The following is a 14,777-nucleotide window of genomic DNA, read 5'->3' on the forward strand; positions in this document are numbered from 1 at the left end:
CAATCTCGCCATGAGTTTCGGGGGATCGTTCCTGACAGAGCCGCCCAAAAACCCGTTCATCCCAGAGCGCTTTGCGCCCGAAGAACGCCTGATGGGCGAGGCCGCCATGCGCTTTGCCCGACAAGAGGCGCTGCCGGCGCTGGAATCGGGCGGCCATTCGAAGATGCGGGGGTTGCTCGAAAAGGCCGCCCATCTGGGCCTGTTGGGCGTGGACGTGCCCGCAGAATATGGGGGGCTGGCGCTCTCGAAACCCGCATCGGCCCTGATCGCGGAAAGCTTGGCGATCGAGCCTTCCTTTTCGGTCTCTCAAGGCGTGCACACCAGCGTCGCCTCCTTTCCATTGATGATCTTTGGCACGGCCGACCAGCAGGCGCGCTATCTGCCTCGACTGGCTGCGGGAGAGTTGATCGGCGCCTATGCGCTGACCGAAGCCGAGGCCGGATCGGACGCGCTGGCCGGGCGAACTCGAGCCGAATCGGACGGCAAAGGCGGCTATCGACTGACCGGCGGAAAGATGTGGATCACCAACGCCCACATTGCCGATCTGTTCATCGTCTTCGCCAAGGCCGAGGGCGACCGGTTCACGGCTTTCTTAGTCCACGGAGATTCGCCCGGCCTGTCGATCGGGCAACAAGAGAGCAAGCTGGGCCTTCGGGGCTCGTCCACTGCCCGTATCGTGTTGGAAAGCGTGCCCGTTGCGCCCGACGATGTGTTAGGCAGGGTCGGCCAAGGCGCACAGGTCGCTCTCTTCACTTTGAACTTAGGGCGGTTCAAGATTGCCGCCGCCGCAACGGGCCTGGCCAAGGAGGCGATCCGACTGGCGACCGAATACGCCGCCGAGCGCAAACAGTTTGGCCAGACGATAGACAGCTTTCCCATGATCCGTCAGAAGCTGGCCGCTATGCGGGCCCTGATCTTCGCGGCCGAATCGTCGGTCTATCGGCTGGCGGGCGATTTGGAGGCCGTCTTCCAGGCCAACAAGGACGACCTCGCAAAGGCCGCGGCGGAGTTTGCTGCAGAGTGCGCCTTGGTCAAAGTGTTCGCCACCGAGATGCTCCAGTTCGTGGTCGATGAAGCCTTGCAGATCCATGGGGGCTACGGATTCTCCGAAGAGTTCCCCATCGCCCGCATCTATCGCGACATCCGCGTGTCTCGCATCTACGAGGGCACGAACGAGATCAATCGCTTGAACCTGATCGAGATGCTGAAAAAGCGAAGCGGCGCCAGCCTGACAGCGAGACCGACCGACGATCCGTTGCGCACGCTGGTCAAGAAAGGTCTAACCGATTACCAGGATCAGCGCACGGCACAACCGTTGGCCGACGCGCTCATTGGCCTGTACGCCATGGAGTCGGCGCAGGCGCGATGCGCGATGACCGGCAAACCCGACCATGCAGCGATGGCGAATTGGTATTCTTTGCGCGTTTTCCGCGGTTTGCCCGGTTGGCGCGCCGACATAGAAAATTTGGAGGGCTCGACGACTGCTGACGCAATATTAGATTCAACCGGAGGAGCATAAGATGGGCGCTTGGGGGGTTACGGTTTTCGAGAACGACGATGCGTTGGACTGGCTTGCGAACTTAGAAAAGTCCGAAGGCCACGGTCTTATCTATGACGCGCTGCGCGCGGTGGTAAACGCCGAATATGCCGAGGCGCCCGACTGCGAAACGGCATTGGCCGCGGCGGAGATCGTCGCTGCGTTAAGAGGCCTGCCGCACAAATCGCTGCCCGAAGAGGCGAGCGCCTGGGTGGAAGAGGACCACACCTTGCCTCCTCCCGATCTGCTGACCTTGGCCAGGCAAGCGGTCGTGAGGGTGCGCTCCGAATCGGAGCTGAAGGATCTGTGGGACGAGTCGGAAGAGTTGGAAGATTGGTTGAAAGGCTTGGCCGATTTAGAGCGCAGGCTGGTCTGACGCCTGCGCTCTAACTCGGAACGGCTAATTGCTGATCGCTGGTTCTTTGAACGGCAAATCGGGCGGCGAGCTCTCGCCCTTGCGAAAGATCACGCGCTCGTCTGCGTCCAACTGAGCGATGATCGAATCGCCCTCGGCAAAGCGGCCCATCAAGATCTCCTCCGAGAGCGGGTCTTCGATCATGCGCTGAACGGCTCGTCGCAACGGCCGGGCGCCAAAGTTCGCATCGAAACCGTCTCTCGCGATCAGTTCCTTGACGTCCAGCTCCACCGTCAGCGTCATCTTCTGCGTTGACAGTTGTTGCTCCAGTCTCTGCACCAGCAGATCGACGATGGCCAGAATGTCCTCGCGCACCAGCGGATGGAACACGATCACCTCGTCCACTCGGTTGATGAACTCGGGACGGAACATCTTCTTCATTTCGGCCGTCATCTTGTTCTTCATCGCCTCGTAGGCTTTGGAATCGTCGATCGGCGTTTTAGCCGAGCGGAAGCCCATTGCCTCGGTATCGGTCACCTCGCGGGCGCCCACGTTGCTGGTCATGATAATGACCGTGTTGCGGAAGTCCACCGTCCGACCTTGGCTGTCGGTCAAACGGCCGTCCTCCATCACCTGCAACAGCACGTTAAACACGTCTGGATGCGCCTTCTCGATTTCGTCTAACAGCACGACCGAGTAGGGTTGGCGTCGAACGGCTTCGGTCAATTGTCCGCCCTCGTCGTATCCGACATATCCGGGCGGCGCGCCGACCAATCGAGAAACCGTAAACCGATCCATATACTCCGACATGTCGATCCGGATCAGGTTGTTCTCGTTGTCGAACAGCAGTGCGGCCAAAGCGCGGGCCAGCTCCGTCTTACCAACGCCGGTCGGCCCCATGAAGATGAAGGTGCCCATCGGCCGCTTCGGATCCTTCAGCCCGCTGCGAGCGCGCCGCAAGGCTCTTGCGACGGCGTTGACCGCCTCGTCCTGGCCGATCAAACGTCGATGCAGTTCGTCCTCGATTCGCAGAAGCTTCTGCGTCTCGGCCTCTACTAAGCGCGTTACGGGGATGCCCGTCCAGCTCTGCACAATGTGCGCAATCTCTTCTTCGCCCACGATGTTGCTGGTTTCTTTTTTGGTCGCTTCCCACTGCTGCTCCAGTTCTTCGATCTTGGTCACCAGCTCGGCCATCTCGTTTTCGAGGGCTTTGGCTTCGTCGAAAAGCCCCTGCTGCCTGTTGCTGCTTATCTGCTTCTCGAGCAGGTCTTTCTGTCCTTTGGCGCGTCGAAGCTCCAACGGCGGCAAGGTCTGCTGCAAACGAACTCTTGAGGCCGCCTCGTCCAACAGGTCGATTGCCTTATCGGGCAAGAATCGGTCGTTGATATAGCGCGAGCTGAGCTTGGCGGCCTGCTCGATGGCGCCATCCGTGATGAACACCTTATGGTGCGTCTCGTACCGGTCTCGCAGACCCTTCAAAATCTCGATCGCGTCTTCGATCACCGGCTCGCGAACCTGCACCGGCTGGAATCGTCGCTCCAGCGCGGCATCGCGCTCGATATACTTGCGGTACTCGTCCATGGTCGTCGCGCCGATGCACTGGAGCTCTCCCCGCGCCAATGCAGGCTTCATGATGTTCGACGCGTCGATCGCGCCTTCGGCCGCGCCCGCGCCGACCAAGGTGTGAAGCTCATCGATGAAGAGCACCACCTCGCCCTGAGACTTGCGAACCTCTTCCAGAACGCGCTTCATCCGCTCTTCGAACTCGCCGCGATACTTGGTGCCGGCCACAAGCCCGGCCAAGTCCAGCGCGACGATTCGGCGGTCTTTCAAAGCTTCGGGCACATCGCCCTGAACGATCCTTTGCGCCAATCCCTCAGCTATAGCCGTCTTGCCAACGCCGGGAGCGCCGATCAACACCGGGTTGTTCTTGGTGCGCCGAGACAGAATCTGCATGACGCGCTCGATCTCGTTATGCCGTCCGATGACCGGGTCCAGCTTGCTGTTGCGCGCATGGTCGGTCAAGTCGCGCCCAAACTCGTCCAGCGTGGGCGTTCGGGATCGCTGGCTGCGATGCGGGCTGGACTGCTGCTCGGTCTCTTGCAGATGCATGACCTCTTTGCGCGCTCGCTCCAGATCGACGCCCAACTTGGAGAGGATTCGGGCCGCCAAGCCCTCGCCTTCGCGAATCAGGCCCAGCAACAGGTGCTCTGTGCCGATGTAGTTGTTATTGAGCTGTCGCGCCTCGTCGTAGGCCAGGTCGATGACCCGCCTTGCGCGAGGAGTCAGCTGCATCTCAGAGCCTTGGCGCGGCTCGCCTTTGTGGGCAAATCGCTCGACCTCTTGCTTGACGCGGTGCAACGTAACGCCCAATCGATCCAGGATGCGCGAGGCGACGCTGTCCGTCTCCCGCACCAGCCCCAGCAAAAGGTGCTCGGTGGATACTTGGTTCTCTCCAAGACGAGAGGCCTCGTCTTGGGCATAGAAGACCACCTTCCGAGCCCTTTCAGTAAATCTTTGCCACATCATATAATCTGCCTCCGGCGCGGGCCTCGTTGCCCTTGCCTACTCTTCTTTCCATGTCTGCCCGCACATTTCACGGATGGGCGGGTACGGCCTATGCTTCAATAATACCATTCTGGCCGACCTGGTAGGTTCGCCTATATTGAGAACGACGCCTCGGCTCCCAGGGTTCCCGGCGCATTCAAGTGCGCCATGCGGATTGAGAGTTGAACATAACCAGTCGCTCCCAATCAATTTCGCCGCTCGGCTTACAGAACTCTTTGGCGAACTCCATTGTCAACCGATTGATCGTCGCGGCGTACGACTCGACGAACAGATCGTTCTTCTCCTTCGCTTTGTAGCCCAAAGGCTTGATCAGCGTTACATAAAGTTCCGGATCGCCGGAGATAAACTCCCAAAACTTCTGGCCGCAGTACTTAAACCATTCGCCCTTGTCGGGGTTCCGCTCTTTGCCGTAACAGCATCCATTGACCGCAATCGCGTTTAGCTGCGAGTTGCTTGTCCTGAGCGTCTTCTTTGCCTGCCTGAAGTCTGACGCCATCTTGTTGATCTGCGAGCTGTTGCCCCAGTTTGGGCCAGACTTGATCGTTACGATGTAGCGCGCGTCGTCTTTGTCGAACTCCAAGTCGGTTCCCGTAATCCCTGATTTCCAACCGCCATAGACTTGAGCGTTCACGAAGATGGCAAGGCCTTCCAGCCAGTCGCCAAAGACGGTCTCTTCGTTCGACGAAAGATGGGCGTCCACAATGCCGCGCACGATCTGTTCGGCAGTCAGCGCGTTCTTCGCTCGAAAGAGATAGGGGTTCTTCCGTTTTATGACATTGGTAAGCCTGAGCCCGTCCAAGCCGTGTAAACGCTTGGCGTGAAAGTCGCCTATGGTCTCCTCAACGTACTGCTTTACGCTGCTTAGGTTTAGTCTCTTCATATTGAGCCTTCGGCTCGAAGAGGAGCAGAACCTTTGACTCCAACTCCCCCCTCACCATATCGTAATAGGCCGGCACAATGTCGATCCCGATCGAGTGCCTTCTCATTCGCTGAGCGGCTCGAAGAGTCGTGCCGGAACCCATAAACGGATCCAGCACTGTGTCGCCCTCCCGTGTAAAAAGCTTAATGAACCATTCGGGAAGCTCCTCCGGAAAGGCGGCGCTATGGTTCTTGTTGCCGCACTCCGTGGCCAAATGAAGCACGTTGGTCGGATAAGCCTGCGCGCGCTCAAGCCAGTTCGAAATGTTCTTGCCAAAACCGCTGCCCACTCTCGATTCGTCCCGCACCTTGTCCGTTTCCGATAGATTTCTGAGCCGAGACCGCGCCCAGTCGCCCATAGGCACCATGACTTCTTCCTGGTACATGCTGAACGTTCTACTCTTGTTGAACTGCAGCAACCGTTCCCAGGCATCGCGAAATCGGTTAGGCCATTTGCCCGGGTAGCAGTTCTTTTTGTGCCAGATAAACTCCTCCGTCCACAGCCAGCCCTGCTTTCTCATCTCAAGTATCAGCTCCATCACATAGGTGCTGCGCTCTCCGTTGACCACTTTTTCCTTGATGTTCAGCACGAAGGTCCCTCTGGGATTCAATACTCGGAGAAGTTGCTCGGAAATAGGCAAGAACCATTCGACATACTGATCAGGGTGTACACCGCCGTAGGTCTTAGCTCTCTGGTCGGCATAGGGCGGCGAGGTGAAGATCAAATCGACCGAGTTGTCGGGAAGTGCTTTCAGTTCTTCCTTGGCGTCGCCTAAATAGAGTTCGGTTCGGAGCTCCATATCGCTTCGCTATGCTACCTCCTTGGTCGGCCCCGATCGTCGTATTGGTCAAACTCGTAGACGTAGCGCCACCAGTTGTGCAGCAAGCCCTCCGCGCTCTGGCCGGGGGCTCTGGGCAAGCGAGCGAACCACCACTTCATGTAGTTGCGATGATAGTCCGGCCCGCCCCAAGTCTCTCGATTCACCGGCTTCTTCTGCCCGGTCAGCTTGGGGTAGTTCAGATAGTCGTCAGCGGAGCTCATCACGGTGCGTTCGTTGGCATAGTCGTAATCCTTCTCGGCGTTCGGCGGCCAATGGCACGTGCCCACCGCCGCAACGCCGTTCGACTGCCGATCGTTCGCCCCAAACCGAGCCCAGGGCGTCGTCAGCTCGTCCGCTCGCCATCCGCCCGATATCCGCGTCATGGTCGCCTCTGTGCGATGGCACAGGTTGTGCAGCATCTCTGCAACGCCCCGCTCATAGTTAAAGCCCATAATCGCGAAGGGCTTCTTGGTCTTAGCCTTCTCGTATACGCCGCCGTTGATGTAGAACGACCGCGGTCCGGCCATCGCCGACTCCCAAAATCCAAAGTAAGGCGCCCCAAAGATCCAAAGTTCGTCCGCCTTGCCCGAATCGATGGCCTGCTCGACCTTATTGTCCGAGATCGCGCGATAATAGTCCAGCCCGTCCGGTTCGTGCCAGCCCTTCCAAGCCTTCATGCAGGCCATGTACATGTCTTCGTCGTACTGATAGCCGTCCGTCTTGACCGGATAAACGTCCAGATCGCGCCACTCGACGATCCGGTGGCGCAGTAAGCCTTTCGACGCCTCTCGCAAGTCGCCCATGTAGCCGTCCGCCAACTTCCGCGGATCGTTCCACTTGCCTACAGCGTGCAGACGCTTGCCGCCCTCGCTTCGAACGATCGGATCGAAATTGAGAACCAAAACCTTGACATCGATCGGCCTTTCTTGAGCCATCCAATCACCTCATTGGCAGACGAATTCGAAACGTCGTGCCTTTGCCCATTGTGCTCTCGCCTTCGAACTCGCCCCGGTGCGCGTCAACGACTTTCTTTACGATCGCCACGCCCAAGCCGACGCGCCCCATGCGAGTGCTCATCGGCTCGCCGCGCAAGAGGCTTTTCAGCACATGCTCCGTGATTCCACGGCCGGTGTCCGCTACTTCGAACACCGCCCGGTCGCCTTGGCCGTACGTGTGCACCTTGACCGTACCGCCTTCCGGAGTCTCATGAAAGGCATTCTCCACCAAGTTTCTCAGCGCCCGACCGATCATGAAACGGTCGAACGTCGCCTTAACGCCCGGCTCGTGCTCCCGAACTAGCTTCACCTCGTACTGATCGACCATCCTTGCTTGAATGCGATCTAACTGGTAGTCGGCCACTGCCGAAAGCAAGTGCTCGCCCAACTGAGGCGTGGGCATCTGATCGTTCAACATATCGGACAAGAACGAGACGTATCGAATGAGATCGTGCGATCCGGTCTTGATCGGCTCCATCACCTCGGCGATCGATTGAATCGCCCCCAAATACTCGTCCGAGTTGGGCTGGGATCGGAGTTTTTCAAAATGCTCTTGCAGCACAACGTCCAGAAGCTCGATGCCGGAAGAGATCGGCGTAACCTTGTCCCGAATGTCGTGCGCCATGTCTCCCAGATAGTCCACGACCGCCGTGCGGCGCCCCTGCTCGGCCAAATCGGCCCGCTCGATGCTCATGGCCGCAATGCTGGCAATAACGTCGAGCGTCGTCAAGTCTTCATCCGTAAAGTCGCTCGGCTTGTTCACCAGCTGCATCACGCCGACCACAACACCGCCCGGATAGGCGATGGGCACCGTTACCAGATTGCGGGTTTCCTGTTTCAGCAGCTCATCGATCTCGTCGTCATGGGCGGGGTTTGCGTCTGGATTGTTATCGATCTGCCCCCGATTGGTCTGAAAAACCGTGCCAACAATACCTTGATCGTCGCGCAGCGAAAACCCCATGAGCAGCATCGCCTTTGGACCGATAACATACCGAAAACGAAGCTCCTTAGAGCGAGGCTCATGGCGCAGAATCGAACCGCCCGTCGCCCCGACGGCCTGCATGGCGGCCTCCAAAATGCCCCGCATCGCCTCCTGAATGTCTGTCGTGGTCGAGAGCAGCCGAGCAACCAAGTGAACAGCGTCCAAGAAGCGATTCTGGCTCATGATTAGCAGGAGTCTACCCCTTTGACCGGGAAGAGTGAACTCAAATGCGCCAGAGAAAGTACGACCTGATTATCAAGAACGCCCGTATCATAGACGGCACGGGCAAGCCCGAACTCCACGGCGATATCGCTATCAGCAACGGACGCATCGACGCCATCGGCAACCTCTCTAACGGCGCCGCCAAGGAAATCGACGCTCAGGGCGCGATCGCCTGCCCCGGTTTTATCGACGTGCACACGCACGCGGAAAACATCCTTACCCTGCCGCAGGCGGAGAACTTTCTGCGCATGGGAGTAACCACGCTGGTAACGGGAAATTGCGGGAGTTCGGCGCAGAACATCGACCAGTTCCTCAAGGACGCGGTCTCCAAAGGCGCGGGGGTCAACATCGCAACCTTGATCGGGCATAACACCGTGCGCAGCCGAGCAATGGGCGGCAGCCACAACCGTCCTCCAACCGCCGCCGAGATGGAACAGATGAAGCGGCTCGTCCGCGAAGGCCTGTCCCAAGGCGCTTTCGGTCTCTCCACCGGGCTGATCTACGTGCCGGGAACGTACTCGAATACAGAAGAGATCGTCCAGCTCGCCTCCGCCTGCACCGAATTCAAAGCGCTCTATGTCAGCCACATGCGCAACGAAGGCGCCGGCATCCACGGCGCATTGGACGAGCTCTTCGAGGTTGCCCGCCACAACAAGATCGGCGCTCAGATCTCCCACATCAAGCTCAGCGGTCCCTCCATGTGGGGCAAAGCAAATGAAATTCTGGACAAAATCGACAAAGCGCGCGAAGAGGGGCTGAGAATCTATCAAGACCAATATCTCTACACCGCCAGCAGCACCGGCATTTCAACGCTCATCCCGTCCGAGTTCCGCGAAGGCGGGCGCGAGCAGTTTCGCCAGCGCATCAACGATCCGGAAATTAGGCGACAGATCGGCGAGCAGATGAAAAAGAACCTTGAGCGGCGCGGAGCCGCCGACTACTCGTACGCAGTGATCGCCTCCTACGCCCGCGATCGTCGCCTGGTGGGTAAGAATCTGCCCGAAGCTGCCAAGATCGCCAAAGGCGGCGACACTCTGGATCATCAAATCGAACTGGTCATCGAAATCGAGGCCTCCGGCGGCGCGTCGGGAGTCTTTCACGGCATGAGCGAACCCGACGTCCGTACTTTTATGTCCCATCCCCGCACCATGATCGCCAGCGACAGCGGCGTGCGCCGAATGGGCGAAGGAGTCCCGCATCCCCGCGGATATGGCAACAACGCCCGTGCTTTGCACAAGTACGTTCGAGAGGAAAAGCGCCTCGAACTGAGCGAGGCCGTCCGCAAAATGACCTCGCTGCCCGCCGAAGCGTTCGGCATTCCTCAGCGCGGCCGCATCCTAGAAGGCTATTGGGCCGATATTGCGATTTTTCACCCGGACCGGGTCGTCGAACGAACGACCTACGATCGCCCGCATCAATTCTCAGAAGGCTTCTTGGCCGTCTTGGTGAACGGAAAAGAGGCCGTCGTAAAGGATCGTTGCCTCAACGCTCGCGCAGGCATGGCAGTCCGGCGGCAAGCGCTATAATCTGACAAAGCATCAGGAGGAGTTTAGCCATGCCGTTTTACGTTAAAATGGGCCAGGTGCCGGCCAAGAGGCACGTTCAATATCGCCGTCCCGACGGGGGCCTCTATGCCGAAGAGGTGATGGGACAAGAAGGCTTTTCGGGCAATCAGTCGATTCTATACCACCACTATCCGCCCACCCGCGTCGCTCGTTTCACCAAGGCTTACGAACGCTCGATCGACCCCATTGGCGACGAGATGCTCCAGATGCGCCACCTTCGCACTACCGAAATTCCTCCGCACGGCGACCCCATCGACGGCCGCGTCGAACTCCTCTTCAATAACGACGTTACGATCTCGCTCTCGCGCCCGACCGACCCGATGAACTACTTTTACAAGAACGCGGACGGCGACGACCTCGTCTTCATTCACGAAGGCACAGGGCGCTTGGAGACCCAGTTCGGCCATCTGAACTATCGCGAAGGCGACTATCTGATCATTCCTCACGGCACAATTTGGCGAATCATTGCCGATTCCAATCCTCAGCGCCATCTTTGGGCAGAATCCAGAGGTAAATACGAACCGCCTCGACGCTATCGAAACGAATTCGGCCAGTTTCTCGAACATTCTCCTTACTGCGAGCGCGACATCCGAACGCCCGAGGCCTTGGAGACCCGTACCGACACGGGCGACTTCGAAGTCCGAATCCATCGCCGCGGCAAAGTCTTTTCATACACTTACGAGCACCATCCCTTCGATGTGGTCGGTTGGGACGGCTTTGTCTACCCTTGGGCGTTCAACATCAACGACTTTGAGCCCATCACAGGCCGCGTGCACATGCCGCCGCCCATCCACCAGACCTTCCAAGGCCCCAACTTCGTCGTCTGCTCTTTCTGCCCAAGGATGCTCGATTACCACCCCAACGCCGTTCCGGTGCCTTACAACCACAGCAACGTCGATAGCGACGAGGTGCTGTACTACGTCAATCGCAAGTTTGGCAGTCGCAAGGGCATAGAGGAAGGCTCGATCACTCTCCACCCGAGCGGCTTGCCTCACGGCCCCCAGCCCGGCGCCGTCGAAGCCAGCCTGGGCAAGACCCACACCGAAGAACTGGCCGTCATGATCGACACCTTCTACCCTCTTCATGCGACCAAGTCTGCGCTGGAGATCGAAGACCCCGGCTACCCGACCAGCTGGCTGGGCGATCCGATCAAACCGCCCGACGGAGACACGGCCGACACCTGGTAAGGCAGGAACCGCCGCAGGCCGCGTCGTAACTTAGGTTCAGCAATCTAAGCGCTTCTCAGGAGAAGAAACATGAGCGAACACACTCGGCGCGAGTTCATTCAGCGCGCAGCGGTCGGGGGCGTCGCCCTTTTTGCCGTCGCCAAAGGCTGGACGCTGGCCAAATCGCCCAATCAGACCGTCAACTTTGCCTGTATCGGCGTTGGCGGAAAAGGGCGCAGCGACATGGAAGACGCCGCCAGGATCGGCAACATCGTCGCCATCTGTGATATCGACGACAACACGCTTAACGAGGCCGGCGGCATCTTTCCCAACGCCAAAAAGTACAACGACTTTCGCAAGATGCTGAACGAAATGGGCAAGGACATCGATGCCGTTACTGTCAGCACGCCCGACCATACCCACGCCGTCGCCGCGGGCATGGCCATGAACATGGGCATGCACTGTTTTTGCCAAAAACCCCTCACCCACAGCATCTGGGAGGCGCGACGATTGGGCGAAATCGCCAAGAAGAACAAACTGGCCACGCAAATGGGCAACCAAGGCACCGCTAATTCCGGACTGCGCATGAACGCCGCCCTCCTTAGAGCCGGCGCGTTAGGTCGCGTGTCCGAGGTGCACGTATGGACCAATCGGCCCGTTTGGCCTCAAGGCAACCCGCGTCCCGCCCCAAAGAACCCGCCGCCCCACGTCCATTGGGACCTGTTCCTAGGCCCCGCCAAACATCGACCTTACGGCGACGGCTACCATCCCTTCAGTTGGCGCGGTTGGTGGGACTTTGGCACCGGCGCGCTGGGCGATATGGGCTGCCATACGATGAACATGCCTTTTATGGGGCTTGATCTCAAGAATCCCACCAGCGTCGTAGCGGAAACCTCCGGCCATAACGGCGATAGCTACCCGCGATGGTCGATCGTTCATTACGAGTTTCCCGCCACGCGGCAACGACCGGCCATCAAGTTCACATGGTACGATGGCGGCAAGAAAGTCCCTGCAGAATGGCTGGACGGCGAAAGACTGGCCGACTCGGGCTGCCTGATCATCGGCGATAAAGGCAAGCTCTATTCGCCCGGCGACAACGGCGGCGAGGGTCGTCTTCTGGGCAACGCCGAGTTCAAAACGATCAACTTCGAGGAATCGCCCGGCCACATGGAAGAGCTGGGGCGCATGATCAAGGACGGCAAACCGGCTGTCTCTAACTTCCCCGACTACGCCAGCCCGCTGACCGAGGTCGTTCTCCTGGGCAACCTCGCGGTCTTCGCCGATGGCAAAAAGATCGAGTGGGATGCTCGCCGGCTGGTCGCCAAGAACGCTCCAGAGCTTCAGGAGATCGTGCGGCACACCTATCGAGAGGGTTGGGTCTTACTGTAAACTGTCTCGCTGTCAGGGGTGTTCTGCAAGGAACACCCCTGTAGCGGGTACTATAACCCCGATGCACCGGTTCGCCTTCGTCATTCATCCGATCGACGCCAAGCGCGATGTGGCCCGCAAATACCCCATCGCCAAATACCTGCCCGAATCGTGGGTCGAAAGCCTCCTCAAGCGCAAAGCGCCCATGCAGGTCTCCCAGATTACCGGCGTGCGATCCGTTACCGGTGCAGAAACCGAAGGCTGGTTCATCGGGTGCCCCCTCTCTCCCAAGATGATGATGGAACTGCCCCTCGACTTCGTGTACGAAAAGATCATAGAGTGCGGACGAATGGCGGAGAGCCTTGGCGCAGAAATCATAGGGCTGGGAGCCTTCACCTCTGTGGTCGGAGACGGCGGAATCACCGTCGCCTCTAACCTCGACATCGCCGTAACAACCGGCAATAGCTACACCGTCGCCACAGCCATCGAAGGCGCGATAGAAGGCGCAAGGCTGATGGGCACGCCCCTTAACCATGCTACAGTCGCGATCGTTGGTGCAACCGGTTCCATCGGCCGAGCCTGCGCCGAAATCCTATGTCCGAAGGCCGCTCGAACGATCTTGGTCGGACGCGACCACGGCCGGCTCGAAACCATCGCCTTGGGCCTCCGGCCCTTGGCCTCTGGCTCGATCGACGTCAGCACCGATCCCGCCGAATCTCTGCCCCAAGCCGACATCCTCATCACCGTAACCAGCGCAGTCGATGCCGTCATCTTCCCTGAGCATCTTAAACCGGGCGCGGTCGTCTGCGACGTGGCCCGGCCCCGAGATGTCTCGGTGCGCGTCGCCCAGGAGCGCAACGACGTGCTCGTTATCGAAGGCGGCGTCATCGCCGTTCCAGGAGACGTCGAGTTCAACTTTAACTTCGGATTCCCGCCCAAAACCGCCTATGCCTGTATGTCCGAAACCATGATTCTTGCCTTAGAAGGCCGAATCGAAAGCTTCACCCTGGGCAAAGAGGTTACGGCAGACCAGGCAAACGCCATATCCGCCCTGGCCGCCAAACACGGCTTCAAACTCGCAGGCTTCAGAAGTTTTGAAAAGGCCGTAACCCCCGAACAGATCGACCAAATTCGCCGCAACGCAGGACGAGCAGAAATCGTGCAAGAGGCCGCGAACGCGCCCGCCGCCACCGCCCATGGTCTGTAGCAAATGCCTCGCCAACATCCCAGACGCCTCCGCCTTCTGCCCTGAATGCGGAGCGGCCGTCAAGAACGATTCGACCGACGCCCTCTATGCGCAAGGCTCTGACGCGGCCGTCTATCCCGAAATCGCCGAAGCCAACCGGCTGCGCAACAACAAGCAGTTCGAATCGGCCGAACAAGTCTGCATCGGCATCCTTCGCAAATTCCCCAACAACGAAACGACGCACGTCCTATTAGGCGACATCTGCCTCGACCAAAAGCGATACGACCAAGCCATCCAATGGTACGAGATGGTCGTCGAACTCAACCCCGACAAGGAAGAGTACAGAAAACTCTTGGACGAAGCGCGAAAGTCTAAACTGGTCGAAGAAGCGGTCAAGGCCGAACAAGCCTTGGAAAAGTCCGCCGATCAAGCCCGGGCAGGCGCGCCGGGACGCAAAGCGTGGGCCGCAGCCCTCTTCTCTATCCTCGCGGTCGGACTCGTTGCAGCATCCTACTTGGCCGGTCGCAGTTCCGTTCAGGCTCAAAATGAACCGGTCCCGCTTCAATCCATGCCGCAGCCGAAAAACAGCCCGCCGAACGAAACCCAGATCGAGCCGCCCCCCGTTCTGAACGTGGTGGCATCGCCCATGATGACTCCCGTCGAGGCCGATGCCGCCGCCAAAATCGCGGCCGCTATGGCCGATGCGCCGCCCACCATCTGGGTGGCGCAAGAAGGAATCGCCGGCGTCTGGAGCGCCCGATACTCCGTCTCCTCCGGCATACTCAGCCAGCAGCGCGTGGCCCAGACCGCCATTGCCATCGCGCGCGGCCTGTTCCAAAACGTGCCCGGAGCCAATGCCGTTCGCCTCATGGCGCTCGCCCCATCCACCGAGCGCGGAGGAGAAGTCGCCTTTAGCGCCGTCGTTCACCGCCCGCCCCAACCCTTGCCCGACCCCCGCGAGCTCAATCTGGAAGAATGTCTGGCGCTTCTCGACCCGGCAACCCTATTCTGGGGATCCGGACTCAACTGGAGCGCCCAAGACCCGCCGATCGATCCTGCCGGGCTGCCGCTAAACAGGTAAAATCTCGCCCGCT

Annotated in this window: 12 protein-coding genes; 7 read left to right on the forward strand and 5 right to left on the reverse strand. The window is 59.2% G+C overall.

All coding sequences use genetic code 11. The features are described from left to right. Positions 1-10: 10 nt before the first annotated feature. Together HUU60_02315 and HUU60_02320 are read left to right on the forward strand one after the other, a co-directional pair. Entirely contained in the window at positions 11-1,519 is a 1,509-nt protein-coding gene (locus HUU60_02315; protein ID NUL81541.1) for an acyl-CoA dehydrogenase family protein, read from the forward strand. Position 1,520: 1 nt separating this feature from the next. Beyond that, positions 1,521-1,913 carry a DUF4259 domain-containing protein gene (locus tag HUU60_02320; GenBank protein ID NUL81542.1) on the forward strand — a complete coding sequence of 131 codons (393 nt, stop codon included), beginning with the start codon at positions 1,521-1,523 and terminating at the stop codon, positions 1,911-1,913. A gap of 24 nt (positions 1,914-1,937) precedes the next feature. Here HUU60_02320 and HUU60_02325 read toward each other — a convergent pair whose 3' ends face one another. The 5 genes from HUU60_02325 to HUU60_02345 form a co-directional block, all read right to left on the reverse strand. Next, positions 1,938-4,418, reverse strand: a complete 2,481-nt coding sequence (locus HUU60_02325) for an ATP-dependent Clp protease ATP-binding subunit (GenBank protein ID NUL81543.1) — start codon at positions 4,416-4,418, stop codon at positions 1,938-1,940. A 178-nt stretch (positions 4,419-4,596) separates the two neighbouring features. After that, a complete protein-coding gene (locus tag HUU60_02330; protein NUL81544.1) occupies positions 4,597-5,340 on the reverse strand; it encodes a cytosolic protein in 744 nt (247 codons plus the stop codon). Next, positions 5,300-6,178 (reverse strand): site-specific DNA-methyltransferase, encoded by an 879-nt coding sequence (locus HUU60_02335; GenBank protein NUL81545.1) that lies wholly within the window; start codon positions 6,176-6,178, stop codon positions 5,300-5,302. Before HUU60_02335 ends, HUU60_02330 begins: the two co-directional genes overlap by 41 nt. Before the next feature lie 14 nt (positions 6,179-6,192). Beyond that, positions 6,193-7,134 (reverse strand): hypothetical protein, encoded by a 942-nt coding sequence (locus tag HUU60_02340; protein NUL81546.1) that lies wholly within the window; start codon positions 7,132-7,134, stop codon positions 6,193-6,195. A gap of 4 nt (positions 7,135-7,138) precedes the next feature. Continuing rightward, positions 7,139-8,359 carry a GAF domain-containing protein gene (locus HUU60_02345; protein ID NUL81547.1) on the reverse strand — a complete coding sequence of 407 codons (1,221 nt, stop codon included), beginning with the start codon at positions 8,357-8,359 and terminating at the stop codon, positions 7,139-7,141. A gap of 44 nt (positions 8,360-8,403) precedes the next feature. Between HUU60_02345 and HUU60_02350 the strand changes: the two genes are divergently transcribed. From HUU60_02350 to HUU60_02370, 5 genes are all read left to right on the forward strand, one after another. Then, positions 8,404-9,924, forward strand: a complete 1,521-nt coding sequence (locus HUU60_02350; protein NUL81548.1) for a D-aminoacylase — start codon at positions 8,404-8,406, stop codon at positions 9,922-9,924. A gap of 29 nt (positions 9,925-9,953) precedes the next feature. Then, a complete protein-coding gene (locus tag HUU60_02355; protein NUL81549.1) occupies positions 9,954-11,150 on the forward strand; it encodes a homogentisate 1,2-dioxygenase in 1,197 nt (398 codons plus the stop codon). Between the two features lie 69 nt (positions 11,151-11,219). Next, a complete protein-coding gene (locus HUU60_02360) occupies positions 11,220-12,518 on the forward strand; it encodes a Gfo/Idh/MocA family oxidoreductase (protein ID NUL81550.1) in 1,299 nt (432 codons plus the stop codon). 61 nt (positions 12,519-12,579) lie between these two features. Continuing rightward, entirely contained in the window at positions 12,580-13,704 is a 1,125-nt protein-coding gene (locus HUU60_02365; protein ID NUL81551.1) for a shikimate dehydrogenase, read from the forward strand. Then, positions 13,694-14,764, forward strand: a complete 1,071-nt coding sequence (locus tag HUU60_02370) for a tetratricopeptide repeat protein (GenBank protein ID NUL81552.1) — start codon at positions 13,694-13,696, stop codon at positions 14,762-14,764. Before HUU60_02365 ends, HUU60_02370 begins: the two co-directional genes overlap by 11 nt. The last annotated feature ends 13 nt before the right edge of the window (positions 14,765-14,777 follow it).

The organism is Armatimonadota bacterium (assembly GCA_013359125.1).
Classification (GTDB): domain Bacteria; phylum Armatimonadota; class Fimbriimonadia; order Fimbriimonadales; family GBS-DC; genus JABWCR01.

Bases quoted from the DNA above. Each gene is read 5' to 3' on its own strand.
- HUU60_02315 (NUL81541.1), top strand. From the start codon at position 11: ATGAGTTTCGGGGGATCGTTCCTGACAGAGCCGCCCAAAAACCCGTTC.
- HUU60_02320 (NUL81542.1), top strand. From the start codon at position 1,521: ATGGGCGCTTGGGGGGTTACGGTTTTCGAGAACGACGATGCGTTGGAC.
- HUU60_02325 (NUL81543.1), bottom strand. From the start codon at position 4,418: ATGTGGCAAAGATTTACTGAAAGGGCTCGGAAGGTGGTCTTCTATGCC.
- HUU60_02330 (NUL81544.1), bottom strand. From the start codon at position 5,340: ATGAAGAGACTAAACCTAAGCAGCGTAAAGCAGTACGTTGAGGAGACC.
- HUU60_02335 (NUL81545.1), bottom strand. From the start codon at position 6,178: ATGGAGCTCCGAACCGAACTCTATTTAGGCGACGCCAAGGAAGAACTG.
- HUU60_02340 (NUL81546.1), bottom strand. From the start codon at position 7,134: ATGGCTCAAGAAAGGCCGATCGATGTCAAGGTTTTGGTTCTCAATTTC.
- HUU60_02345 (NUL81547.1), bottom strand. From the start codon at position 8,359: ATGAGCCAGAATCGCTTCTTGGACGCTGTTCACTTGGTTGCTCGGCTG.
- HUU60_02350 (NUL81548.1), top strand. From the start codon at position 8,404: ATGCGCCAGAGAAAGTACGACCTGATTATCAAGAACGCCCGTATCATA.
- HUU60_02355 (NUL81549.1), top strand. From the start codon at position 9,954: ATGCCGTTTTACGTTAAAATGGGCCAGGTGCCGGCCAAGAGGCACGTT.
- HUU60_02360 (NUL81550.1), top strand. From the start codon at position 11,220: ATGAGCGAACACACTCGGCGCGAGTTCATTCAGCGCGCAGCGGTCGGG.
- HUU60_02365 (NUL81551.1), top strand. From the start codon at position 12,580: ATGCACCGGTTCGCCTTCGTCATTCATCCGATCGACGCCAAGCGCGAT.
- HUU60_02370 (NUL81552.1), top strand. From the start codon at position 13,694: ATGGTCTGTAGCAAATGCCTCGCCAACATCCCAGACGCCTCCGCCTTC.